The organism is Actinacidiphila sp. bgisy145 (assembly GCF_057708125.1).
The window spans coordinates 158,352-181,997 of record NZ_JBYIRL010000007.1; the positions used below are offsets into that span (position 1 = coordinate 158,352).

Genomic DNA, 23,646 nt, shown 5'->3' on the forward strand with positions numbered 1-23,646 from the left:
CGTCCCCCTAACGGCCCCTGGAGATCTTCGTTTCGACCCCTAACACAGGTAGGGGTGACCGCCGGTGACATGGTGCGGTCGGTGGTCGTCGCGGTGCGCGGGTGTGGGGGTTCGGCGCTGCCGCGGCGGCTGTCGTGGCTGGTCAACGGCGGTGTGGTGGCGGCGCGTCGGGGGTCGGGGTGGTGCGGGGTGGGCCGGTAATCCGCCGTGCAATTCGGCGTTGCCCGCGGCGAGTTGTCGTGACGGGAACGGAAATGGCAACCGGGACGCCCGCGGGGGTGACGGACGTCCCGGAGTGGGAGGGGTGTTGTTTTGGGTGGGTGGTTTCCGCTGCGTGGTTACCGCCAGGCGGCGCGCAGGAAGTCGGCGGTCTGGGCGAGTGCTTCGGCGGCGGCGGGCACCATTCCGCGCATGGCGAAGAATCCGTGGATCATGCCGTCGTAGCGGCGCTGTTCGACCGGAACGCCCAGCGCGCGCAGCTTGTCGGCGTACGCCTCGCCCTCGTCGCGCAGCGGGTCGTACTCGCCGGTGAGGATGAGGGTGGGGGGTGCGGCGGCGAGGACCTCGTCGGCGGCGAACAGCGGTGACGCCCAGGGGTGGCGCGGGTCCTGGTCGCCGAGGTAGTTCTCGCTGAACCAGCGCAGGGTGTCCTCGGTCAGCAGGTAGCCCTGGCCGTTCTCGCGGACCGAGGGGTGGTTCCTGGTCTGGTCGGTGACCGGGTAGAGCAGAGCCTGGGCGCGGAAGAGGCCGGGCAGTTCGTTGCTGAGGACGGCGCCGAGGTTGCCGCCCGCGGAGTCGCCGGCGACGGCGAGGCGCTGGGTGTCGCCGCCGTAGGAGTCGCCGGTGCGCAGGGCCCACTTGGCGACGGTGAGGGCGTCCTGGACGGCGGCGGGGAAGCAGTGGTCGGGGGCGAGGCGGTAGCCGACGCTGACGACCAGGCAGTCGGCGTGGGCGCTCAGGTCGCGGGCGACGCCGTCGTAGCCGTCGAGGCTGCCGAGGACCCAGCCGCCGCCGTGGAAGAAGAGCAGGACGGGGTGCGGGCCGGGGCTGTCGGGCCAGTACAGCCGGACCGGTATGCCGTCGGCGGTGGTGCGTTCGGTGCGGGCGATCGCGGCCGGCTCGCCGCCGAGCCCGGCGAGCTGGTCGTAGCTGGCCCGGGCGAGGGGCATCGGCAGGTCGTGCAGTTGCCGGTCGCCGGCGGCGTCAAGGATGCCGAGGACGGCCTTGACCGCGGGGTCGAGGGGCATCGGGTACTCCGTTCCGGCATCGCCGGGGCGGCGATGCGTGCGAGCGAGCACCGGCCGGGTGCGGCCGGCGGGAAAGGGGGGATGAGGGAGCGGGCGGGGCGGCGCGGCGCGGGCTCGCCGCACGCGCGCGTCGCCGGGCCGCCCGCGGTGCGCCGGCCGCCGCGGGCGGCCCGGCCGCCGGCGGACGTGCCGCTACGGCAGGAGCAGGATCTTGCCGATGTGGTCGCTCGCCTCCATCATCCGGTGTGCTTCGGCGGCCTCGGCCAGCGGCAGCGCGGCGTGCACCACGGGCTTGACCGTGCCGGCCTCGACCAGCGGCCACACCTGGTGCCCGACACCGGCGACGATGCGCGACTTGTCCGCTCGCGGTCGGGCGCGCAGTGACGTGGCGGAGACCGAGGCGCGCCGGCTGAACAGCATCGCGAGGTCCAGTTCGGCCTTGCGGCCGCCTTGGAGGCCGATGACGGTGAGCCGGCCGTTCGGCGCCAGAGCCTCGATGTTGTCCGCCAGGTACGGGGCTCCGACGATGTCCAGGATGACGTCGACGCCGGCGCCGGCGGTGAACTCCTTGGTGGCCAGGACGAAGTCCTCGGTGGTGTAGTCGACCACCAGATCGGCGCCCAGGGCCCGCAGCCGGTCGTGCTTGGCCGGGCGGGCGGTCACCACCACGGACGCGCCCAGGGCCTTGCCCAGTTGGATCGCGAAGGTGCCGATGCCGCTGCCGCCGCCGTGCACGAGCAGCGTCTCGCCCTCGCGCAGGGCGTCGCGGTCGACCACGTTCGACCAGACGGTGCACGCGACTTCGGGCAGGGACGCCGCGTCCCGCAGCGACACCCCTGCGGGCACCGGCAGGGTGTGCGCGGCGGGCACCGCCACCTTCTCGGCGTAGCCGCCGCCGGCGAGCAGGCAGGCGACCTCGTCGCCGACCTGACGGCCCTTCACCCCGATGCCCAGGGCGCTGACCACGCCGGAGACTTCGAGCCCCGGGTAGGGCGGGGCGCCCGGCGGCGGCGGGTACAGGCCCTTGCGCTGGCCGACGTCGGCCCGGTTGACCCCGGCCGCGGCCACGTCGACGACCACCTCGCCCGGCCCCGGCTCGGGGTCCTCGACCTCGCGCAGCACCAACTGCATGTCCTCGATCACGATCGCTTGCATAGGTGTGGGGCGCGGGTCCCCGGCGGGGCCGCTGCCCGTCCTCCTTCGGGTCCGAGAGTCCGTGAGTGCGGGTCGGTGGGTGCGGAGTCGGTGAGGCGGGTGCGGGTGCGGCCCGGACCGTCGCCGGTCGCGGGCCGCGGGGTACGAGGTGCGGGCGGCGCGGGCGCGCGGCCGCTCAGTAGATGCCCTCCGGGGCGCTGCGGGTGACCTGGAGCGGCATCACGTTGGCGACACCGTCGCAGGGGTAGGCGTCGCCGGTGTCGTACCGGACGGCCTGGTCGCGCTCCAGGAAGTTCGGCAGCAGCAGGTCGGGGTGCAGGACGTTCAGCATGACCTGGCCCTGCCGGCCGTACTCGACGGTGCGGGTCCAGTCCTCCTTGTCGACCACGAGCGCGGTGACGTGGGGGTAGTTCGGCAGGTAGGGCAGGGTCTCGCCGTCGTCGGAGGCGGGGATGCCGGCCGAGGTGCCGAAGGTGTTGCCGTAGCTGCGGCCGACGACGGCGCCGCTGCCGCCGTTCAGGACCGACCGGAAGGCGCGGTACATCGCGGGGGTGCAGTGGGTGCCGCTGACGCGTACTCCCTTGAGTCGCGCGGCGAGTTCGGGGGCGCGCCGGATGAGGGCGTTGAGCAGCGCGGAGGTGGTGTTGAGGTAGTCGATCGGCTGGGTGCGCAGGATGTTGGTGATCTGGCCGACGACGTGGTCGGTGTACTCGTCGGCCTCGGCGAGCTTGCCGGCCCGGATGAGCCGCTTCACCCAGCGCGGGTCGATGTCCACGATGTACATCCGGCCGCCGTAGGCGGACAGTTCCTGCACGCCCAGGCCGATGACGTGCGGGCCGGTGGGGGTGCCCTGCACCCAGTTGCCGTCGGGGCGGAACCCCTCGGTGTGGAAGGACCAGTGGCGCCATGCCTGGCGGTGTTCGAGCATGGCGGGGGTGTAGAGGATGCGCTTGGGGTCGCCGGTGGTGCCGCCGGAGTCGAAGACGCGGCCGGCGAGGGGGCGGGGCACGGCCTGGGGTACCAGGTCGGCGGGGTCGAGCTTGCGCAGCACGGACAGCGGGAAGGGTCCGAGCGCGCCGAGTTCGTCGTAGCGGGTGATCTCGCGCGGGTCGAAGTCCAGCTCCGCCGCGCGCTTGAGCCAGTAGGGGCTGCCGGTTTCGGGGTCGAAGTGCCGCCGCACCACCTGCCGGGTCCACTCGTCGAGGTCCGTCCGCAGGAAACGGTCGACCAGAGCCAGTGATTCCTTCATTCCTGCCGCGCCTTTCTGAGGGGGAAAGCGGTCAGATCCGCATTTCGTACAGGGCGGTCATGGCGTCCGTGAGCTGTTCGTCGTTCTCGATCTGCACGACCGGGCAGGGCAGCGCGTCGAGGTAGATGTCGAGCTTCGCCGGGCCGAGCAGGAAAGCGATCTCCGGCTCGTTGTCGACGACGTTGCGGAACATCTCCGGGTGGCTTACCTTGTCGACCTGGTTGCCGAGGTACCACTTCCGCACGTCCGCCGCCGTGGTGAGCATTCCGCGCTCCTTGCAGGAGCACAGCGGAATCTCCGGGTCGTGGAAATTTATTTTCTCCCAGACCGGTTTGAGGTACTCGTTCTGGTCCGCGCACAGCGGGACGTGCACGGCGACGTCGATGTCCTTGATCATGTGCATCGCGCCCTCGGGGAGCTTCGCCATGAGCTCGTGCAGCGCGTGGACGTAGCCGGAGACCATGAAGCCGCGCACGGTGTTGTTGCGGCGCAGGCCCAACTCGCCGCCGACCCAGGTGCCTTCGACGAGCTGCCCGAGGTAGTCCGCGTCGTCGGCGTCCGCGGGCACCAGCAGCCCGGCGCAGCCCTGGGCGGGCCCGGTGGGCGGCGGCACCTCGGTCTTGCGGCGCAGGAAGGTGAACAGGTCCCGGCGCTCCACGGCGCCGGCCAGGCACGCGCCGACCAGCGAGCCCAGGCTCATGCCGGCGATGACGTCCGGGCGCACACCGCGCTCGGCGAGCAGGTCGGCGACGCCGAGGATGATCGAGGTCTGCCGGATCAGCCCGACCTGGTGGTACTCCTCGAGGCGGTCCAGTTCCCAGCGCAGCATCCGGTCGACGGTCAGACCGGTCCACTCGGCGGCCTGCGCGTAGATCTCACGGACCTGCGGGTAGCGCTCGTAGAGGTCCGTGCCGGCGCCCGCCACATCGCTCAGCCCGCCGTCGACCAGGTATGCGATCTTCACCTTGCTCCCCATCCCATGCGACGCCTTCTCGGGGCACGAACCTACTGAAGGACCCGCCGCGGACACCCCCCTAGCAATCCCCTAAGCGAACGGGCGGTGTGCGGTCCAGGCCCCTAAACGGCCGGCCGGCCCCCTAACGAGGCCCCTAATGTCGGGGGACCCGCCTTTTGTCCGGGGGACGCCGATACGATCCTTCGAGCATCGGTCCCGGATTCGACGCCGCGAAAACCGCCGGTCGGCGCCGCGACCGGGAAGTGCGCGACAGCACGCTACCCGCCGGCGTTTCCGCATAAGCGAATCCGCCGAATCCGTTGAACCTGTCGAATCAGTTGAACCCGTCGAGCCCGTCGAATCCTTCGAATCCGCGAGACGTTCCCGGCGATCCCCGCCCCGCAGCCGCGCGCGGGGCGGGGATCGCCGGCAGCCGCCGTGAGGAGAGCGCATCCGTGACCGACACCGAACAGATCGGCCTGCCGCACGTGGAGGTCACCATCCCGGTGGGCGAGGGGCCCTCCGCCGTCGCCCTCACCCCGGACGGCAGCCGGGCGTACGTGACGAACTACGGCCGGTGGGCGACCCACTCCCCCGGCGACACGGTGTCGGTCATCGACACCGCCACCCACGAGGTCGTCGCGACCGTGAAGGTCGGGGTGGGCCCGACCGCGCTGGAGGTCGTCCCCGACGGCTCCCGCGTCTACGTCGTCAACTACGGCTCCGGCAAGGAGCCCGGCCGCACCGTGTCCGTCATCGACACCGCCACCCACGAGGTGGTCGCCACGATCGGCGTCGGCAACTCCCCCGACGGCGTCGCGGCCACCCCCGACGGGCGGTACGTCTACATCTCCGAACTGGGCATCGAGACCGACCCGGGCAGCACCATGTCGGTCATCGACACCGCCACCCTCCAGGTCGTCGGCTCCGTGGACGTCGGCGCCGCACCGGGCGCGGTGGCCATCCACGACAACGGCGTGCACGCCTACGTCGTCAACTACGGCCGGCCCACCGATACCGAGGGCACCGTGTCGGTGATCGACCTCACCACGAACACCGTGGCCACCACCGTCACCGTGGGCCGCTCCCCCGGCGCCGTCGCCATCAGCCCGGACGGCACGCGTGTCTACGTCGCCGACCACGGCCCGTTCGGCGACCCCGGCAACACCGTGTCGGTGATCGACACCGCCACCCACACCGTGGCCGCCACCGTCACCGTCGGCGACGGGCCCGGCGGGGTGGCGCTCTCCCCGGACGGCGCGCGCGCCTACGTCGTCAACATGGGCGGCAGCAAGGCGCCCGGCCGGACCATGTCCGTGATCGACACCGCCACGCAGACCGTCGTGCGCACCGTCCCCGTCGAACGCACCCCCGCCGGCATCGCCGTCTCCGCCGACGGCCGCCGCGCATACCTGGCGAACTACGGCGCGAACCTCGTGTCCGTCGTCGACCTCGCACGGCTGTGACCCGCATCCCCCGCTGAGGAGCACGCAGTGAACACCACCTATCCGGAGCCGCTGTCCTACCCCTTCGGCCCCGACGAGGGCCTCGCGCTCAGCGAGGCCTACCGCAAGGCGCGGGACACCGAGGGCCTGATCCGCGTCAACCTCCCCTACGGCGAGCCGGCCTGGCTGGCCACCCGCTACGCCGACGCCCGGCTGGTGCTGGGCGACGGGCGCTTCAGCCGCGCGATGGCCGAGGAGCACGACCCGCCGCGGGCACGGAAGTTCAACGCCCAGCCGAAGTCCATGTTCAACATGGACGCGCCCGACCACACCCGGCTGCGCCGCCTGATCAGCAAGGCGTTCACCATCCGCCGGGTGGAGGAGCTGCGGCCGAAGGTCCACGACCTCGCGCACCGGCTGATCGACACGATGGAGGCCAAGGGCGCGCCGGCCGACCTCGTCGCGGACTACGCGCTGCCGATCCCGACGACCGTCATCTGCGAACTGCTCGGGGTGCCCTTCGAGGACCGGGACCGGTTCGGCAACTGGACCGACGCGATCCTGTCCACCAGCTCCCTGAACGCCGAGGAGGGCCGCGCCAAGCGGATCGAGCTGGTGGAGTACATCCGCGGCATCATCGAGGCGCGCCGCGCCGAACCGGCCGACGACCTCATCTCGGGCATGATCGAGGCCCGCGACGTGCAGGACCGGCTGACCGAGCAGGAGTTGCTCGACCACTGCGTCGGCCTGCTCATCGCCGGGCACGAGACCACCGCCTCGCAGATCCCCAGCTTCGTCTACGCCCTGCTGGACCAGCCGCAGCACTGGCAGCGGCTGCTGCACGACGAGGAGCTGATCCCCTCGGCGGTCGAGGAGCTGTTCCGCTTCGTGCCGCTGGGCAGCGGCTCGGCCGCCCCGCGCTACGCCCGGGAGGACATCGAGGTCGGCGGCACCCTGGTGCGCGCCGGCGAACCGGTCCTGGTCGCCCTGGGCGCCGCCAACCGCGACGGCCTGCGCTTCGAGGACCCCGAGGAGATCAGGCTCGACCGGCCGGCCAACCACCACATCGGGTTCGGCCACGGCATCCACCACTGCCTGGGCGCGCCGCTGGCCCGGCTGGAGTTGCAGGAGGCGCTGCGGGTGCTGCTCCAGCGGCTGCCGACCCTGCGGGTGGCCGGCGACATCGCGTGGAAGAGCGAGATGATGGTCCGCGGTCCGCGCTCCATGCCGGTCGCGTGGTGACGCCCGTGACGGCGGCGCGGGCGAGTACGACCGCGGCCGCCGCTCCCGCCCGCGGGAAGGGGCGCCGCCATGGCTGAGCACGTCGACGTCCTGGTCGTCGGCGCCGGGCTGGCCGGGATCGGCGCGGCCGGCCACCTGCGCCGCGCCGTCCCCGGCCGCACCCTGGCGATCCTGGAGGCGCGGGAGGCCGTCGGCGGCACCTGGGACCTCTTCCGCTACCCGGGGGTGCGGTCCGACTCGGACATGCACACCCTCGGCTACCGGGAGCGGCCCTGGAAGGACCCCAAGGCCATCGCCGACGGCGCGAGCATCCTGTCCTACATCCAGGACTCCGCCCGGGAGTACGGCCTGCTGGACGCGATCCGGTTCCGGCACCGCGTGACCGCCGCCGACTGGGACGAGGCGGCGGCCCGCTGGAGGGTCACCGTCTCCCGCGGGGCGCCCGAGAACCCCGAAACGGCCACGCTGACCTGCTCGTTCCTGTACCTGTGCACGGGCTACTACCGCTACGACGAGGGCTACCGGCCGCAGTTCAAGGACACCGACCGCTTCACGGGAACCGTGGTGCACCCGCAGCACTGGCCGGCCGGCCTGGACTGGGCCGGCAAGCGGGTGGCCGTCATCGGCAGCGGCGCCACCGCGGTCACCCTGGTGCCCGCGCTGGCCGAGCGGGCCGCGCACGTGACGATGGTGCAGCGCTCCCCCGCGTACGTCATGTCGCTGCCGTCCCGCGACGGCCTGGCGGACCTGCTGCGCCGGGTGCTGCCGGAGAAGGCGGCGCTCGGCGCGATCCGCTGGAAGAACGCGACGCTCGCGATGGCCTTCTACCGGCTCAGCCGCAGGAGGCCGGAGCGGGTCAAGGCGATGCTCCGCAAGGGCGCCGCCAAGCACCTCCCGGACGGCTACTCCCTCGACCCGCACTTCACCCCCCGCTACCAGCCGTGGGACCAGCGGGTGTGCTACGTGCCCGACGGGGACCTGTTCGCGGCGATCAGCTCCGGGCAGGCGTCCGTGGTCACCGGCGCCGTGGAGTCCTTCACGCCGGACGGGCTGCGGCTGGAGAGCGGCGAGGAGGTGGCCGCGGACATGGTGGTCACCGCGACCGGGCTGAACCTGCTACCGCTGGGCGGTATCCGGATGAGCGTGGCCGGCACCGCCGTCGACCCCGGCGCGACGGTCGCGTACAAGGGCCTGATGCTCGCCGGGGTGCCGAACTTCGCCTGGACGCTGGGCTACACCAACAGCTCTTGGACGCTCAAGGCCGACCTGGTGGCGCGGTACGTGTCCCGGCTGCTGGCGCACATGGCCGAGCACGGGCACGCGGTGGTCCGGCCGCTCGCGCCGCCGCCCGAGGACCCGGTGCTGCCGATCCTGGACCTCAGCTCGGGCTATGTGCGGCGCGGCGCGGACAGCATGCCCAAGCGCGGCACGCGCGCGCCGTGGACGGTGGAGCAGGACTACCGCAAGGACGTGAAGCTGCTGCGGCGCGGTCCGCTGGACGACGGGGTGGAGTTCGCCCCGGCGCCCTCCTGAGCCGACCTTCCTGACCCGCCTTTCCGGCGCGTCCCCCGCAAGCGGACCGCCCCTGAGCCTGTTGCCGGGCTCGGGGGCGGTCCGCCGTGCGGGGCGGGTGGTCCTACGGGGTGGTTCCTACGGGGTGGTGAAGCCCGCGTCGATCGGCAGCGCGACACCGGTGACGTACCGGGCCTCGTCGGAGACCAGCCAGGCCACGGCGCCGGTGACGTCGCTGACGTCCAGCATGGTGACGTCGAGGATGTGGCCCACCTCCGCGCCGGACGTGGGGGGCTTGGTGTGCACCTTCTTCACCGCGTCGTTGACGAGCAGCGGGGTGCGCACGCCGGTGGTGTGGATGGAGTTGACCCGGATGTCGTGCGGGCCCAGCCACCGCGTCCACGCCCGCGACAGGCCCAGCAGGGCGTGCTTGGCGGCGACGTAGCCCTCCGCGCCGCCGGTCGGGCTGCCGATCTTGCCGCTCAGGCCCATCACCGAGCTGACCACGACGACGGCGCCGCCCCGGCCGCCCTCGATGATCTTCGGCGCCGCGGCGTGCACGGTGTTCCACGCGCCGATGGTGTTGATCTCCAACTGGTCGCGGAACGCCTGCTCCTGGCTGGTCGAGGGGTGCGCCATGCCCACCCCGGCGTTGGCGACGAGGATGTCGAGGCGGCCCAGTTGCGCGGCGCCGCGCTCGACGGCCTCGCGCAGCGCGGGCGCGTCGCGCGTGTCGGCCTGCGCCGTCACCACGCGGCGGCCCAGCTTCTCCACCTCGGCGGCGGTCTCGGCGAGTTCGTCCTCGGTGCCCAGCGCGTAGGCGAGGGTGTCGATGTTCTGGCAGATGTCCACCAGGATCAGGTCGGCGCCCTCCTCGGCGAGCCGCAGGGCGTGGCCGCGGCCCTGGCCGCGCGCCGCGCCGGTGATCATGGCGACCTTGCCGTCGAGTCGTCCGCTCATGTGGGGTCCACTCCGTTTCTCACTGCGTGTCACTTCCTGGGTGTGCGTCACTGCGCGGGGCGGCCCGGCGCCGCCGGGCGGGGGGCACCGGGCGCCGCCCCGGTCAGACCTGCTGGTCGACGTAGATCGACTTCAGGGCCTGGTACTGGGCGAGTCCCTCGGGGCCCAGCTCGTAGCCGAGCCCGCTGGCCTTGCGGCCGCCGAAGGGCGCGACCGGGTCGTTGGCGTAGCCGTTGACGCCGACGGAGCCGGCCTGCACCCGGCGGGCGAAGGCCAGGCCGCGGTCGGGGTCGGTGGTCCACACCGAGCCGCCCAGGCCGTAGTCGCTGTCGTTGGCGATCGCCAGGGCCTGTTCCTCGTCCGCGTAGGGGATGACCGACAGCACCGGCCCGAAGATCTCCTCCTGCGCGATCGCGGACCGGTTGTCGACGTCGGCGAAGACCGTGGCCTCCACGTACCAGCCGCGGTCGGCGCCGGCCGGGCGGCCGCCGCCGGCGGTCAGCCGGGCGCCGTCGCTGACGCCCTTGGCGATGTAGGACTCCACCCGGTCCCGCTGCCGTGCGGAGACCAGCGGGCCCAGCTGGGTCGCCGGGTCGAGCGGGTCGCCGACCTTCAGCGAGCGCGCCATGGCGGTGACGGCGTCCACGATCTCGTCGTAGCGGGAGCGGGGCGCGAGCACCCTGGTGCCCAGCCAGCACACCTGCCCGTTGTTGAGCAACGTGGCCCGGAAGAAACGGTCCATCACCGCGCCGAGGTCGGCGTCGTCAAGGACGACCGCCGCGGACTTGCCGCCCAGCTCCAGCGACACCGGCCGCAGCAGCCGCCCGCAGGTCTCCGCGATGCCCCGGCCGACGGCGGTGGAGCCGGTGAAGGACACCTTGTCCACGCCGGGGTGGCCGACCAGGTGGCGGCCGGTGTCCGCGCCGCCGGGCACGATGTTCAGCAGCCCGGCGGGCAGCCCGGCCGCCTCGGCGGCCTCGGCGACCTGGTAGGTGTCCAGGACCGTCTCGGGGGAGGGCTTGAGCACCACGGCGCAGCCGGCGGCCAGCGCCGGGGCGACCTTCATGAAGGTGATGCCCTGCGGCACGTTCCACGGCACGATCGCGGCGACCACGCCCACCGGCTCGGGCACCACCACCGCGTGCCCGCCGAACAGGCCCGGGCGGCGGTCGTCGGCGGTCTTCGCGGCGACCAGGGAGGCGTAGTAGCGCAGCAGCGCGGCCGGGCCGACGCCCTCCAGCACGCCCGCCAGGCTGATCGGCATGCCGTTCTGGAGGCTCACCAGGCGCGCGGTCTGCGGCCCGCGCTCGGTGAGGGCCGCGGCGAAGCGGTCCAGCGTCTGCGCGCGGTCCTGCGCGCTCCACGTCCGCCAGCCGGAAGGGTCGTCGAAGGCGGCGCGGGCCGCGGCGACGGCCGCGTCCACGTCGGCCGGGTGCGCGGCCGGCACGCTGCCGGCCACCTCCCCGGTGCCCGCGGCCCGCACCTCGATGCGGTGCGCGGTGGCGGGCGCGACCCGGGCGCCGCCGATGTAGAAGTCGTCGTGGTCGATGGGCATACGGCCTCGCCTGTCCTTGCCTGTGCTCGTGGGGAGTCGCCGTCGCGAAGGCGCCGGCGGGCGTACCCGGGGCGGCGCCGCGCGGGCGCCGGACCGGTCACCGGTGCGTGAGCACCGCCTTGATCACGTCCCCGCGCACCTGCGCCGCGACGGCCTCGTTGATGTCGGCGAACGGCATCGTGCTGACCAGCCGGTCGATCGGGAACCGGCCCTGGAGGTACTGCTGGAGCAGCCAGGGCACGAACGTCTGCGGGTCGCTGTCGCCCTCCACGACCCCGACGACGCTCAGCCCCAGGATCTGGCTCAGCCCCAGGCTCAGCGGGAACACCGCGGCCGGCTCGGACGGGATGCCGAGCAGCGCGATGCTGCCCCGCTTCGCCATGGCCTGCACCACCTCGGTGAGCACCGCCGCCTTGGCGGTGGTGTCCACCGCGTGCCGCACGCCCTGCGGCACGACACCGCGGATCTGCTCGGCGAGCGTCCCGTCGGCCGGGTCCAGCACGTGCGTCGCGCCGAGGTCCTTGGCGACCAGCCGCCGCGACTCCACCGGCTCCACCACGACGATCGTCTCCGCCCCGGCGAGCACCGCGCCCATCACGGCGCTCAGCCCGACCGAGCCGCCGCCGAGCACCAGCACCGAGCTGCCCGCCTGGGCCCGCAGCGACTTCAGCACCGCCCCGGCGCCGGTCTGCACACCGCAGCCCAGCGGCGCGGCCAGCGCCAGCGGCACCTGCTCGGGGATCTTCACCACCGACCGGGCGTGCGCCACGGTGTGCGAGGCGAAGCTCGACTGGCCGAAGAAGTTCGAGCCGAGCCCCTTGCCGTCGAGGGTGAGCGGCCGGCTGCCGTCGGCGCGGGCGCCCAGCAGGTTGCGGGCCACGAACGTGTCGCAGTACGAGGGCACGCCCGAGCGGCAGTTGTCGCAGGCGCCGCAGCTGCTGAACGACAGCGCCACGTGGTCGCCCTCGGCCAGCCCGGCGACGCCCGGCCCGACGGCGGCCACGACACCGCTGCCCTCGTGGCCCAGCACGCCCGGCAGCGGGAAGGGGGTGAAGCCGTGCTGGACGGCCACGTCGGTGTGGCACAGGCCGGTGGCGTGCAGCTCGACCAGCACCTCGTCCGGGCCGGGCGCGGCCAGTTCGACCTGCTTGAGGACGAACGGGCCACCGGCCTCGTCGAGCACTGCTGCGGTGATGTCCATGTCTGTCCTACAGCTCCTTCACGCGGTTCCGAGCGCGATGCGGACGAGGTCGTCGGCGTCGGCGGTCAACAGGTCGGGCCCGTCGGGCTCTTCGTCCCCGGCGCCCCGGCCGTCCTGGCCGTCCGGGCTGTCCGGGTCCGCTTGCTCGGCCAGGGCCAGTACGGCGTCGAGCAGTCCGGCGGCCCGCAGCCGGGCCAGCGGCACCGCGGCCACCTTGCGCCGCAGCTCCTCCTCGTCGCCGTCGCCCCCGGCGCCGCCGCCGGTCAACTCATCGAGTAGCAGGGCGAGTTTGAACGGGTTGGGGTAGTCGAAGACGAGCGTGGCGGGCAGGCTCAGCCCGGTCATCGCCTGGAGCCGGTCGCGTAGCTCGACGGCGGTGAGCGAGTCGAACCCGGCGTCGCGGAAGGCGGTTTCGGGGTCGAGTTCGTCGCCGCTGCCGTGGCCCAGCACGGCGGCGGCGTGGTCGCGGACGAGGGTGACGAGGAACTCCCGCCGCTCCTCCGCGGGCACCGCCGCCAGCCGGCCGGTGAACGCGGCGGCGTCGGCCTCGGGTTCGGCCGCCTCCGGGCCCGCCTGGTCCTGGAGCAGGGCCAGCAGCCGGCTCGGCCGGGCCAGCGAGAAGGCGGGCGCGAACCGCGACCAGTCCATGTCGGAGACGGTCACGGTCGTCGCGTCGTCCTCCAGGACGCGCTGCATGGCGGCGATGGCCGGGTCCGGCCGCATCGGCAGCACACCGAGCCGCACCAGGTAGTCGTGCTCCTCGGTGTTGGCCGCGGCCATGCCCGCCTCGGCCCAGGTGCCCCAGGCGATCGACGTGGCGGTCCACCCCTGGGCGCGCCGGTACTCGGCGAGGCTGTCCAGGCAGGCGTTGCCCGCCGCGTAACCGCCCTGCCCCGCGCCGCCCCACGAGGCGGCACCGGACGAGAACAGCACGAACGCGTCCAGCTCCATTCCGGTGGTCAACTCGTCCAGCAGCAGCGCCCCTTCGGCCTTCGCGCCGAGGCTGTCGTGCAGGGTCCCCACCGGCATCGCCTCGACGGGCGTCGGTTCGTGCAGCACACCGGCGGTGTGGAACACCGACCGCAGCGGCAGGTCCGCCGGGACCGCGGCGAACACCCCGGCCATGGTCGCGCGGTCGGCGACATCACCCGCGACCACGCTCACCCGCGCACCCGCGGCCTCCAACTCCGCCCGCAACTCCCCGGCGCCAGGTGCCTGCGGACCCCGCCGCGACACCAACACGACATGCTGCGCGCCGCGTTCGACCAGCCACCGCGCCACATGACCGCCCAGCCCGCCGGTACCACCGGTGACGAGGGCCGTACCGCTGGTCGTCCACGGCTCGACCGAGCCGCGGCCCGGCGCGCGCACCAGACGGCGGGCGAACACCCCCGAGGCGCGCAGGGCGAGTTGGTCCTCGCCGTGGCCACCGGACAGCACACCGGGCAGCCGGCCGAGGGCCGCGGGGTCGGCGTCGTCCGGCAGGTCAACCAACCCGCCCCACACCTGCGGCAGTTCGAGGGCCGCGACCCGGCCCAGACCCCAGATGCCGCCCTGCCACATCTCCTTGACCACGTCGCCGGGACCGGCCGCGACGGCCGCCCGGGTGACCACCCACAGCGGGACGGCCACCTGCGAACGCCGCAGCTCCTGCACCAGGCGCAGCGTCGCGGTCAGCCCGTCGCGTCCGGCGCCGGCCAGGGCCACCACGCCGGTACGGTCGGCGCCGACGCGCGCCAGGTGCTCCGCGTCGGCCGCGCCGGCGGTGAGGACCACCGTGTCCGGGCCGAGGGCCGCGACCGCGGCGGCGGCCCAGGGGTCGTCGCCCTCGGGGACGACCGCCAGCCAGCGCGGCGGCGCGGCCGGCGCGGTGCCGTCCACGTCGACCGGCACCCAGGACTGGCGGTAGCACCAGCCGTCGGCCGCCGCGTCCCGCAGCCGCCGCTCACGCCAGCGCAGCAGGGCCGGGACGACGTCGGCCAGCGTGTCGTCCGCGACGCCGAGGGAGCGGGCCAGCCCGTCCGGGCCGCTCGCCACGGACGCCCAGAACTCCGCGTCCACCGGGTCGCGCCCCGCCGCCTGCTCCGGCACGGTCCGCGGCCAGTAGCGGCGGCGCTGGAAGGCGTACGTCGGCAGGTCCACCCGGCGGGTGGCGCGGCCGGCGAACAGCGGCGACCAGTCGACGGCCGCGCCCTGGACGTACAGCCGCGCGAGGGCCTGGAGCAGCACCGCGCGGCCGGTGCGCTCGCCGCGCTGGAGGGCCACCGCGGCGGCCCCGGTCAGGCCGTTCGCGGCCACCAGCCCGGACAGCACCGCGTCGGGGCCGGCCTCCACGAAGGTGTCCACGCCGCGCTCGGCCAGCCACGCCAGCCCGTCGGCGAACCGGACGGTGCCGCGGACCTGCTCCACCCAGTACGCCGGGTTCGCGAGGTCCGCGGGCGCGCCCGTGAGGTTGGAGACGACCGGCACCGCGGGCTCGGCGTAGGACAGCTGGGCCAGTTCGGCGGCGAAGGCGTCGAGCATCGGCTCCATGAGGGCGGAGTGGAAGGCGTGCGAGACCCGCAGCCGCCGGGTCCTGCGGCCCAGGGCGGCGAAGTGCTCGCGTACCGCGCTCACGTCCGCCTCGGGGCCGGCGACGACGACCGACTCGGCGGCGTTGACCGCGGCGACGCAGACGCCGCCGGTGAGCTGCTCGCGCACCTCCTGCTCGGTCGCGGCGAGGGCCGCCATCGCGCCGCCGGCGGGCAGCGCGTCCATCAGGCGGGCCCGCGCGGCGACCAGCCGGCAGGCGTCCGGCAGCGAGAACACCCCGGCCACATGGGCGGCGGCCACCTCGCCGATGGAGTGGCCGAGCAGGTAGTCCGGCCGCACCCCCCACGAGGTGAGCACCCGGTACAGCGCGACCTCCACCGCGAACAGCGCGGGCTGCGTCCACCCGGTGCGGTCCAGCAGCTCGCGGTCCGTGCCCCACAGCACGTCGCGCAGCGGGCGCTCCAGGTGCTGGTCCAGTTCGTCGGCGACCTCGTCGAAGGCGGCGGCGAAGACCGGCGACTGCGCGTGCAGCCGGCGTCCCATGCCGAGCCGCTGGGCGCCCTGCCCGGTGAAGAGCACCGCGAGTCCGCGGCGGGTGCGGGCCACCCCGTCCACCACCTGGGCGGCCGGTTCACCGGTGGCCAACGCCCGCAGTCCCGCGGTCAGTTCGCCGCGGTCCGCGCCGACGACGACCGCGCGGTGCTCGAACAGCGAGCGGGTGCGCAGCAGTGCCGCGCCGACGTCAGCGGGGTCGTACGGGGCCGCCGACTCGTCGGTGTCGGCCTCCTCCACGGCGGACAGCAGCCGGGCGGCCTGGGCGCGCAGGGCCGGCTCGGTGCGGCCCGACACCACCCACACCGTCTCGGCGGCGTTCTCCGCGGCGGCGGGCGCGGCCTCGGGCTCGGGCACGGGCGCGGCCTCGGGCACGTTCTCGGGCACGGCGGTCGGTTCGGGCTCCGGCGCGGCCTCCAAAATCACGTGCGCGTTCGTCCCGGAGATGCCGAACGAGGACACGCCCGCCCGCCGCGGGTGCCCGGTCTGCGGCCAGGGCCGCTCCTCCGCCAGCAGCCGCACCCGGCCGGAGGTCCAGTCGACGTGCGAGGTGGGCTCGTCGGCGTAGCGGCTGCGCGGCAGCACGCCGTGCCGGAGGGCCTGCACCATCTTGATCGCCCCGGCGACACCGGCGGCGGCCTGGGTGTGGCCGATGTTGGACTTCACCGTGCCCAGCCACAGCGGCTGGTCCTCGGGGCGGTCCTGCCCGTAGGTGGCCAGCAGGGCCTGTGCCTCGATGGGGTCGCCGAGGGTGGTGCCGGTGCCGTGCGCCTCGACGGCGTCCACGTCGGCCGGGGACAGGGAGGCGGCGGCCAGCGCCTGGCGGATGACGCGCTGCTGGGAGGGGCCGTTGGGCGCGGTCAGGCCGTTGGACGCGCCGTCCTGGTTGACGGCGCTGGAGCGCAGGACGGCGAGCACCGGGTGGCCGTTGCGGCGGGCGTCGGAGAGGCGTTCCAGCACCATGATGCCGACGCCCTCGCCGAACCCGGTGCCGTCCGCGGACTCCGCGAACGCCTTGCAGCGCCCGTCGGCGGCGAGCCCGCCCTGCCGGCTGAACTCCACGAACGTGCCGGGCGTGGCCAGGACGGTGACGCCCCCGGCCAGCGCGAGCGTGCTCTCGCCCGAGCGCAGCGACTGGCTCGCCAGGTGCATCGCCACCAGCGACGAGGAGCAGGCGGTGTCCACGGTGACCGCGGGGCCCTCCAGCCCGAGGACGTAGGAGACCCGGCCGGACAGCACGCTCTGTGCGCCGCCCGTCATCATCTGGGCCTGGGCGTCGCCGGCTTGGACGACGAGGTCGCCGTAGCTGGAGTGGTAGCTGCCGACGAAGACGCCCGCGGGGGTGCCGGCGAGAGCGGCCGGGTCGATCCCGGCGCGTTCCAGGGCCTCCCAGACGACCTCCAGCAGGAGGCGCTGCTGCGGGTCCATCGCCAGCGCCTCGCGCGGGGAGATCCCGAAGAAGCCGGCGTCGAACTCGGCGGCGGAGGCGAGGAATCCGCCTTCGCCCGCGACGGAGGTGTTCGGGCGGGTGCCGGTCGGGTCGTAGAGGCCGTCGACGTCCCAGCCGCGGTCCCGCGGGAAGGGGGTCATGGCGTCGCCGCCCGCGGTGACCAGGCGCCACAGGTCGTCGGGGCCGGTGACGCCGCCGGGGTAGCGGCAGGCCATGCCGACGACCGCGATCGGGTCGTCGGTCACCGTCCCCGGACCGGGCTGCCCGGGCCGCGCGGCCGAGGCGGAGTCCGCGTCGCCGAACTGCTCGGCCAGGTGCGTGGCGAGGCGGTGCGCGGTGGGGTAGTCGAAGACGAGGGTCGCCGGCAGGGTGAGGCCGGTCGCGCTCTGGAGCCGGTTGCGCAGTTCGACCGCGGTCAGCGAGTCGAAGCCCGCCTCGCGGAAGGCCTGGCCCGGATCGACGTCCTGGCCGCCGCCGTGGCCGAGGACGACCGCGACATGGTCGCGGACCAGCGCCAGCAGGTGCTGGTCGCGCTGCTGCGCGGTCATCCCGGCCAACTGGCGTGCCAGGCCCTCGGTCTGCGGAGTCCGGCCGGCCGCGGCGCGCGGTGCCCGGCCGCCGACCAGCGCGCGCAGCATGACGGGGAGGTCGGAGCGGCCGCGCAGGACGGCGGCGTCGACCCGGCCGAGGCCCACCAGCGGGGGACCGGCGGCGACCGCGCAGTCGAACAGCCGCATGCCCTGGGCCACGGACAGCGGCGGCATGCCGGAGCGCTCCAGGCGGCGCATGTCGGCGTCCGACAGCGCCCCGGTCAGGCCGACTTCGGGGGTCCAGGGGCCCCACGCCATCGACACGGCGGGCAGCCCCTCGTGCCGGCGCCGGGCGGCGAGCGCGTCGAGGAAGACGTTGGCGGCGGCGTAGTTGCCCTGGCCGGGGCTGCCGATGAGGCCGGACATGGAGGAGAAGACCGCGAACAGCGACAGGTCCAGGTCCCGGGTCAGCTCGTGCAGATGCCAGGCCGCGTCCACCTTCGGCGCCAGCACCGGACCGATCCGCTCCGCCGTCAACGACATGACCAACCCGTCATCCACCACCCCCGCCGTATGCACCACACCCGTCAGCGGACGCTCCGCGGAGATCCCCGCCAGCACCCCCGCCAACGCCTCCCGGTCGCTCACGTCAGCCGCCACCACCGCCGCCCGCGCACCCGACTCGGACAGCTCCGCCACCAACTCCTCAGCCCCAGGCGCCGAAAGCCCCCGCCGCGACACCAGCACCAGATCCCGCACCCCGTGCACGGCGACCAGATGCCGCGCCAACGCCCCACCCAGACCGCCCGTACCACCCGTGACCAGGACCGTGCCCCCACCCACCAGCTCCTGACGCACCGTCAGCACGATCTTGCCGACATGCTTCGCCTGGCTCATGAACCGGAACGCCTCCGGCGCCTGCCGTACGTCCCACTCGGTGACGGGCAGCGGTGTGAGGCGGCCGTCGCGGAAGAGGCCGGCCAGTTCGCGCAGCATCTGCTGGAGGCGGTCCGGGCTCGCCTCGACCAGGTCGAACGAGCGGTAGCGGACGCCGTCATGGCGTGCGGCGACCTCGTCGCTCCGCCGCAGGTCGGCCTTGCCCATCTCGACGAACCGGCCGCCGCCCGGCATCAGCCGCATCGAGGCGTCGATGAACTCACCGGTCAGCGAGTTCAGTACGACGTCCACGCCCCGGCCGCCGGTGGCCCGCCGGAAGGCGTCCTCGAAGTCCAGGGTGCGCGAGGACGCCACGTGCGCGGCGTCGACGCCGTGTTCCCGCAGCAGTTCGCGTTTGCCGTCGCTGGCGGTGCTGTACACCTCGGCGCCCAGGTGGCGGGCCAGTTGCAGCGCGGCCATGCCGACGCCGCCCGCACCCGCGTGCACGAGGACCCGTTCGCCCGACCGCAGTCCGGCCAGGTCCACCAGCGCGTAGAAGGCGGTGAGGAACGCGGTCGGCACCGACGCGGCCGTGGCATAGGACCAGCCCGCCGGGATCGGCGCGACCAGCCGCCGGTCGACGACCACGGCGGAGCCGATCCCGCCGTTGGTGATGCCCATGACGCGGTCGCCGGCCCGCAGGTCCGCCACGTCGGCGCCCACCTCGGTGACGACGCCCGCGACATCGCTGCCGAGCGGCTCGTCCGGGTCGGGGTACATGCCCAGCGCGTTGAGTACGTCGCGGAAGTTCAGCCCCGCCGCGCGCACCTCGATCCTGATCTCGCCGCCGGCCAGCGGCCGTTCAGCGGCCGGGAAGGGTACGAGCCGCAGGTTCTCCAGGGTGCCCTTGGCGGTGGAGTCCAGGTGCCAGGCACCGCCGCCGTCCGGTACGGCGAGGCCGGGCTCGACCCGCGCGAGCCGGGCGCCGTGCACCGCGCCGCCCCGCACCGCCAGTTGGGTCTCGCCGCTCGACAGGGCCGCGGCGAGGGGGCCCGCGGTGACGTCCGCGGCCGGGTCGGCGTCCACCAGGGTGATCCGGCCGGGGTGTTCCGCCTGCGCCGAGCGCACCAGGCCCCAGGCCGTGGCGGCGGCCAGGTCGGTGACCGTCTCGCGCGGTCCGGCGGCGACGGCGCCGCGGGTCAGCACCAGCAGCCGTGAACCGGCGAACTCCGGTTCGGCCAGCCAGGTCTGGAGCTGTGCCAGCAGCCACTGGACGCAACCGTGGGCGGTCTCGACCACGGGCCCGTCCTGCGCCGCCACGGCCAGCACGAGGGGGCGGCCGGGCGTCGGGCGCACCTGTGCCAGGCCGGAGTGGACGGGCACGCCCGGCAGCCACGGCACCTCGGCGCCGGGTCCGGCGGCCACGGGGCCGAGCACCGTGTCGAGGCCGTCGGCCGGTTCGTTCTCCCCTGCCGCGGGCGGCAGTTCGGTCCACTCCACGGCGAGGACCGTCTCGTCCCGGTGCTCCGCGGCGGTCAGCGTCTGCGGGGTCAGGGGGCGCATCACCAGTGAGCCCACCGACAACACCGGGCCCCCGGCGGGGTCCGCGACCTGGACCGCCAGCGTGTCCGGCCCGGTCGGCGTCAGGCAGGCTCGTACGGCGGTGGCGCCCGAGGCGTGCAGCGCCACGTCTGCGAAGCTGAACGGCAGCCGCCCGAATTCGGCGGGCGCCAGGTCCGCGAAGAGGCAGGCGTGCAGCACCGCGTCCAGCAGCGCCGGGTGGATGCCGAACGCCTCGGCCCGGCCCCACTGCTGCTCGGGCAGGGCCACCTCCGCGTACACCCGGCCCTCCAGCCGCCAGGCGCGGGACAGGCCCTGGAACGCCGGGCCGTAGGCGAAGCCGCCGTCGGCGGTCCGCTCGTACACGTCGGCGGTCGCCAGCGGCTCGGCGCCGGGCGGCGGCCACGCCCCGGCCAGGACGTCGAACCCGTCCGGGTCCGTGGCCGCGCCGTCCACGGCGCCGGCGGCGTGCCGCACCCACGGACGGTCGCCGCCGCCGTCGGGGCGCGCGTACACGGTGACCGGGCGCTGCCCGTCCTCGGGCGCGCCCAGCACCACCTGGACCTGGACGCCGCCGCGCGCGGGCAGCACCAGCGGCGCTTCCACGACGAGTTCGCGCACCCGGCCGCACCCGACGACGTCGGCGGCGTGGACGACCAGCTCCACGAAGCCGGTGCCGGGGAAGACCACCAGACCCCGTACGGCGTGGTCGGCCAGCCACGGCTGCGCGGTGGCCGACAGCCGCGAGGTGAAGACGACGCCGCCGCCCTCGGGCGAGGACAGCACCGCGCCCAGCAGCGGGTGCCGCACCTCCTCCAGGCCCGCGGCCGTGACGTCGGCCGCCGCCGTGCCGCCCTCGGGCCAGTAGCGGCGGCGCTGGAACGCGTACGTCGGCAGGTCCACCCAGCCCGGCCCGCGCCCGCCCAGCAGGTTGTCCCACGCGACCGGCACGCCGTGGGCGTACAGGTGGGCGGCGGACAGCAGCAGCCGGGCCGGGCCGCCTTCGCCGCGGCGCAGCGTGCCGGTGACCACGGCGCCCTCGCCGAGGGTGTCCTGCACCGGCACGGTGAGCACCGGGTGCGGGCTGATCTCCACGAAGACGGAGTAACCGGCCGCGGCCAGTGCCCGGTTGGCGTCCTCGAAGCGGACGGTCTGCCGCAGGTTGCGGTACCAGTAGGCGGCGTCGAGGCCGGTGGTGTCGACCGATTCGGCGGTGACGGTGGAGTACATCGGCACCGCGGAAGGCCGGGGGGCGACGGGGGCGAGGTCGGCGGCCAGGCGCCGCTCGATCCGCTCGACGGCGGCGGAGTGCGAGGCGTAGTCCACCGGGACGCGCTTGGCGCGGACACCGGCGGCCTCGCAGTGGTCGAGGAGTGCGGCGAGCGCGTCGGGCACGCCGGAGACGACGACGGAGCCGGGGCCGTTGACCGCCGCGACCGACAGCTGCTCGCCCCAGCGGCCGAGCAGTTCCCGGGCCTGCGCCACGGGCAGCGGTACGGCCACCATGCCGCCGTCGCCGGCCAGTTCCTCGGCGATGGCGCGGCTGCGCAGGGCGACGACGCGGGCACCGTCGGCGAGTGACAGCGCGCCGGCGACGACCGCGGCGGCGATCTCGCCCTGCGAGTGGCCGACGACGGCGGACGGGCGTACCCCGAGTTCCTGCCACACCCGGGCCAGCGACACCATGACCGCCCACAGCGCGGGCTGCACCACGTCCACGCGGGCGAGCAGCTTCTCGTCGTCCAGGGCGTCGAGCAGCGACCAGTCGGTGAACTCGGCGAGCGCGTCGGCGCATTCGCCGAGGGCCTGGGCGAACACCGGCGAGGCGGCCCGCAGTTCGGCGGCCATGCCGACCCATTGGGCGCCCTGCCCGGGGAAGACGAACACCGGCTTGTGGCGGCCGGGCTCGGCGACGCCCTCGGCGACGGCGGCGGACGGCTCACCCGCGGCCAACGCCCGTAGCGCGGAAGTCAGTTCGCCGCGGTCGGCACCGACGGCCACCGCGCGGTGGTCGAACTGCGAGCGGTGGTGCAGCAGCGCGTGCGCCACGTCGGCCGGGTCGGCGGCCTCGTCCTGTTCGACGTACGCCAGCAGCCGGCCGGCCTGTGCGGCCAGGGCCGCTTCGGTGCGGCCCGACAGCACCCACGGCAGGGCGCCGGTGACGGCGGGCGCGGCGGCGTCGGGGGCCTCCGGGGAGTCCGGGACGTCCGGGGCGCCGTCCTCTTCGGTGGCGGCCGGGGCGGGGGCGGCTTCGAGGATGAGGTGGGCGTTGGTACCGGACACGCCGAAAGAGGAGACACCGGCGCGGCGCGGGCGCCCGGTCTCCGGCCACGGCTGCGGCTCGGTGAGCAGCCGCACCTCACCCGTGCTCCAGTCCACGCGCTTGCTCGGCTCGTCCACGTGCAGGGTGCGCGGCAGCGCGCCGTGCCGGATGGCCTGCACCATCTTGATCACGCCCGCGACGCCGGCGGCGGCCTGCGCGTGGCCGATGTTGGACTTGATGGTGCCCAGCCACAGCGGCCGGTCGCCGGGGCGGCCCTGCCCGTAGGTGGCCAGCAGCGCCTGCGCCTCGATCGGGTCGCCGAGGACGGTGCCGGTGCCGTGCGCCTCGACGGCGTCCACCTCGGACGGGGCGAGCGAGGCGGCCGACAGCGCCTGCCGGATCACCCGCCGCTGCGAGGGGCCGTTGGGCGCGGTCAGGCCGTTGGACGCGCCGTCTTGGTTGACCGCGCTGGAGCGGACGACCGCCAGTACGCGGTGCCCGTTGCGGCGGGCCTCCGACAGCCGCTCCAGCACGACGACGCCCGCGCCCTCCGACCAGCCGGTGCCGTCGGCCGCCTCGGCGAACGCCTTGCAGCGGCCGTCGGGCGCGAGGCCGCCCTGCCGGGTGAACTCCACGAACCCGGCCGGGCTGACCGCGACATTGACGCCGCCGGCCAGCGCGAGCGAGCACTCCCCCGAGCGCAGCGCCTGCCCGGCCCAGTGCATCGCCACCAGCGAGGAGGAGCACGCGGTGTCCACGGTGACCGCCGGACCCTCCAGCCCGAGCACGTACGACAGCCGGCCGGAGATCACCGACAGCAGCCCGCTGGTCATCCGGTGGCTCTCGGTCTCCGGCAGGCCGCCGATCGCCTCCATGTACCCCGAGGAGGACGCGCCGACGAAGACACCGGTGGCGCTCCCGGCCAGGGCCGCCGGGTCGATCCCGGCGTGCTCCAGCGACTCCCAGGCCACCTCCAGCAGCAGCCGCTGCTGCGGGTCCATCGCCAGCGCCTCACGCGGCGAGATCCCGAAGAAGCCCGCGTCGAACTCCGCCACCGCGTCCACGAACCCGCCCTCGCGGGTGGAGGTGGTGCCGGGCGCGCCCGCCGGGTCGTACAGCGCGTCGACGTCCCAGCCGCGGTCGCCGGGGAAGCCGTCCACCGCGTCCGTGCCCGAGGCGACCAGCTCCCACAGGCTGTCCGGGCCGGTCACCCCGCCCGGGTAGCAGCAGGCCATGCCCACGATCGCGAGCGGCTCGTCGCGCCGGCTCTTCATCTCGTTCAGCTGCCGCTGCGCCTCACGCGAGTTCGCCACGGCCGTCTTGAGGTAGGAACGCAGCTGTTCTTCAGTGGCCATTGAAGGA

12 protein-coding genes are annotated in these 23,646 nt (G+C 74.6%); 4 read left to right on the top strand and 8 right to left on the bottom strand.

All coding sequences use genetic code 11. The features are described from left to right. The first annotated feature begins 54 nt into the window (after positions 1 to 54). Positions 55 to 201, top strand: a complete 147-nt coding sequence (locus AC3ERT_RS08830) for a hypothetical protein (RefSeq protein WP_435130978.1) — start codon at positions 55 to 57, stop codon at positions 199 to 201. 137 nt (positions 202 to 338) lie between these two features. On the opposite strand, the gene AC3ERT_RS08835 is transcribed toward AC3ERT_RS08830, so the two are convergent. The 4 genes from AC3ERT_RS08835 to AC3ERT_RS08850 form a co-directional block, all read right to left on the bottom strand. Beyond that, the gene (locus AC3ERT_RS08835; RefSeq protein ID WP_335984213.1) at positions 339 to 1,247 is read right to left on the bottom strand and encodes an alpha/beta hydrolase; all 909 of its coding nucleotides are present in this window, start codon (positions 1,245 to 1,247) and stop codon (positions 339 to 341) included. A 192-nt stretch (positions 1,248 to 1,439) separates the two neighbouring features. Next, positions 1,440 to 2,402 (bottom strand): NAD(P)H-quinone oxidoreductase, encoded by a 963-nt coding sequence (locus AC3ERT_RS08840; protein WP_435130976.1) that lies wholly within the window; start codon positions 2,400 to 2,402, stop codon positions 1,440 to 1,442. Positions 2,403 to 2,577: 175 nt separating this feature from the next. Next, positions 2,578 to 3,651 carry an arylcarboxylate reductase gene (locus AC3ERT_RS08845; RefSeq protein WP_335984215.1) on the bottom strand — a complete coding sequence of 358 codons (1,074 nt, stop codon included), beginning with the start codon at positions 3,649 to 3,651 and terminating at the stop codon, positions 2,578 to 2,580. A gap of 31 nt (positions 3,652 to 3,682) precedes the next feature. Continuing rightward, positions 3,683 to 4,615 (bottom strand): hypothetical protein, encoded by a 933-nt coding sequence (locus AC3ERT_RS08850; RefSeq protein ID WP_335984216.1) that lies wholly within the window; start codon positions 4,613 to 4,615, stop codon positions 3,683 to 3,685. Between the two features lie 446 nt (positions 4,616 to 5,061). Between AC3ERT_RS08850 and AC3ERT_RS08855 the strand changes: the two genes are divergently transcribed. The 3 genes from AC3ERT_RS08855 to AC3ERT_RS08865 all read left to right on the top strand — a co-directional run bounded on the left by AC3ERT_RS08855 (position 5,062) and on the right by AC3ERT_RS08865 (position 8,826). Continuing rightward, a complete protein-coding gene (locus AC3ERT_RS08855) occupies positions 5,062 to 6,072 on the top strand; it encodes a choice-of-anchor I domain-containing protein (protein WP_435130972.1) in 1,011 nt (336 codons plus the stop codon). A 27-nt stretch (positions 6,073 to 6,099) separates the two neighbouring features. Further along, entirely contained in the window at positions 6,100 to 7,293 is a 1,194-nt protein-coding gene (locus tag AC3ERT_RS08860) for a cytochrome P450 (protein WP_335984218.1), read from the top strand. Positions 7,294 to 7,362: 69 nt separating this feature from the next. Beyond that, positions 7,363 to 8,826, top strand: a complete 1,464-nt coding sequence (locus AC3ERT_RS08865) for a flavin-containing monooxygenase (RefSeq protein WP_435130969.1) — start codon at positions 7,363 to 7,365, stop codon at positions 8,824 to 8,826. 117 nt (positions 8,827 to 8,943) lie between these two features. On the opposite strand, the gene AC3ERT_RS08870 is transcribed toward AC3ERT_RS08865, so the two are convergent. From AC3ERT_RS08870 to AC3ERT_RS08885, 4 genes are all read right to left on the bottom strand, one after another. Further along, positions 8,944 to 9,765, bottom strand: a complete 822-nt coding sequence (locus AC3ERT_RS08870) for a mycofactocin-coupled SDR family oxidoreductase (protein ID WP_335984220.1) — start codon at positions 9,763 to 9,765, stop codon at positions 8,944 to 8,946. Positions 9,766 to 9,868: 103 nt separating this feature from the next. After that, positions 9,869 to 11,320 carry an aldehyde dehydrogenase gene (locus AC3ERT_RS08875; protein WP_435173527.1) on the bottom strand — a complete coding sequence of 484 codons (1,452 nt, stop codon included), beginning with the start codon at positions 11,318 to 11,320 and terminating at the stop codon, positions 9,869 to 9,871. Between the two features lie 97 nt (positions 11,321 to 11,417). Next, complete coding sequence (locus AC3ERT_RS08880; protein ID WP_435173529.1) at positions 11,418 to 12,521, bottom strand: NAD(P)-dependent alcohol dehydrogenase; 1,104 nt, start codon at positions 12,519 to 12,521, stop codon at positions 11,418 to 11,420. An 18-nt stretch (positions 12,522 to 12,539) separates the two neighbouring features. Then, a complete protein-coding gene (locus tag AC3ERT_RS08885) occupies positions 12,540 to 23,639 on the bottom strand; it encodes a type I polyketide synthase (RefSeq protein ID WP_435173531.1) in 11,100 nt (3,699 codons plus the stop codon). Positions 23,640 to 23,646: the final 7 nt, after the last annotated feature.

What these genes read in the sequence shown, in the direction of transcription:
- AC3ERT_RS08880 (WP_435173529.1), bottom strand. Translation starts at nt 12,521, where the DNA reads ATGGACATCACCGCAGCAGTGCTCGACGAGGCCGGTGGCCCGTTCGTC.
- AC3ERT_RS08875 (WP_435173527.1), bottom strand. Translation starts at nt 11,320, where the DNA reads ATGCCCATCGACCACGACGACTTCTACATCGGCGGCGCCCGGGTCGCG.
- AC3ERT_RS08885 (WP_435173531.1), bottom strand. Translation starts at nt 23,639, where the DNA reads ATGGCCACTGAAGAACAGCTGCGTTCCTACCTCAAGACGGCCGTGGCG.
- AC3ERT_RS08865 (WP_435130969.1), top strand. Translation starts at nt 7,363, where the DNA reads ATGGCTGAGCACGTCGACGTCCTGGTCGTCGGCGCCGGGCTGGCCGGG.
- AC3ERT_RS08840 (WP_435130976.1), bottom strand. Translation starts at nt 2,402, where the DNA reads ATGCAAGCGATCGTGATCGAGGACATGCAGTTGGTGCTGCGCGAGGTC.
- AC3ERT_RS08870 (WP_335984220.1), bottom strand. Translation starts at nt 9,765, where the DNA reads ATGAGCGGACGACTCGACGGCAAGGTCGCCATGATCACCGGCGCGGCG.
- AC3ERT_RS08845 (WP_335984215.1), bottom strand. Translation starts at nt 3,651, where the DNA reads ATGAAGGAATCACTGGCTCTGGTCGACCGTTTCCTGCGGACGGACCTC.
- AC3ERT_RS08835 (WP_335984213.1), bottom strand. Translation starts at nt 1,247, where the DNA reads ATGCCCCTCGACCCCGCGGTCAAGGCCGTCCTCGGCATCCTTGACGCC.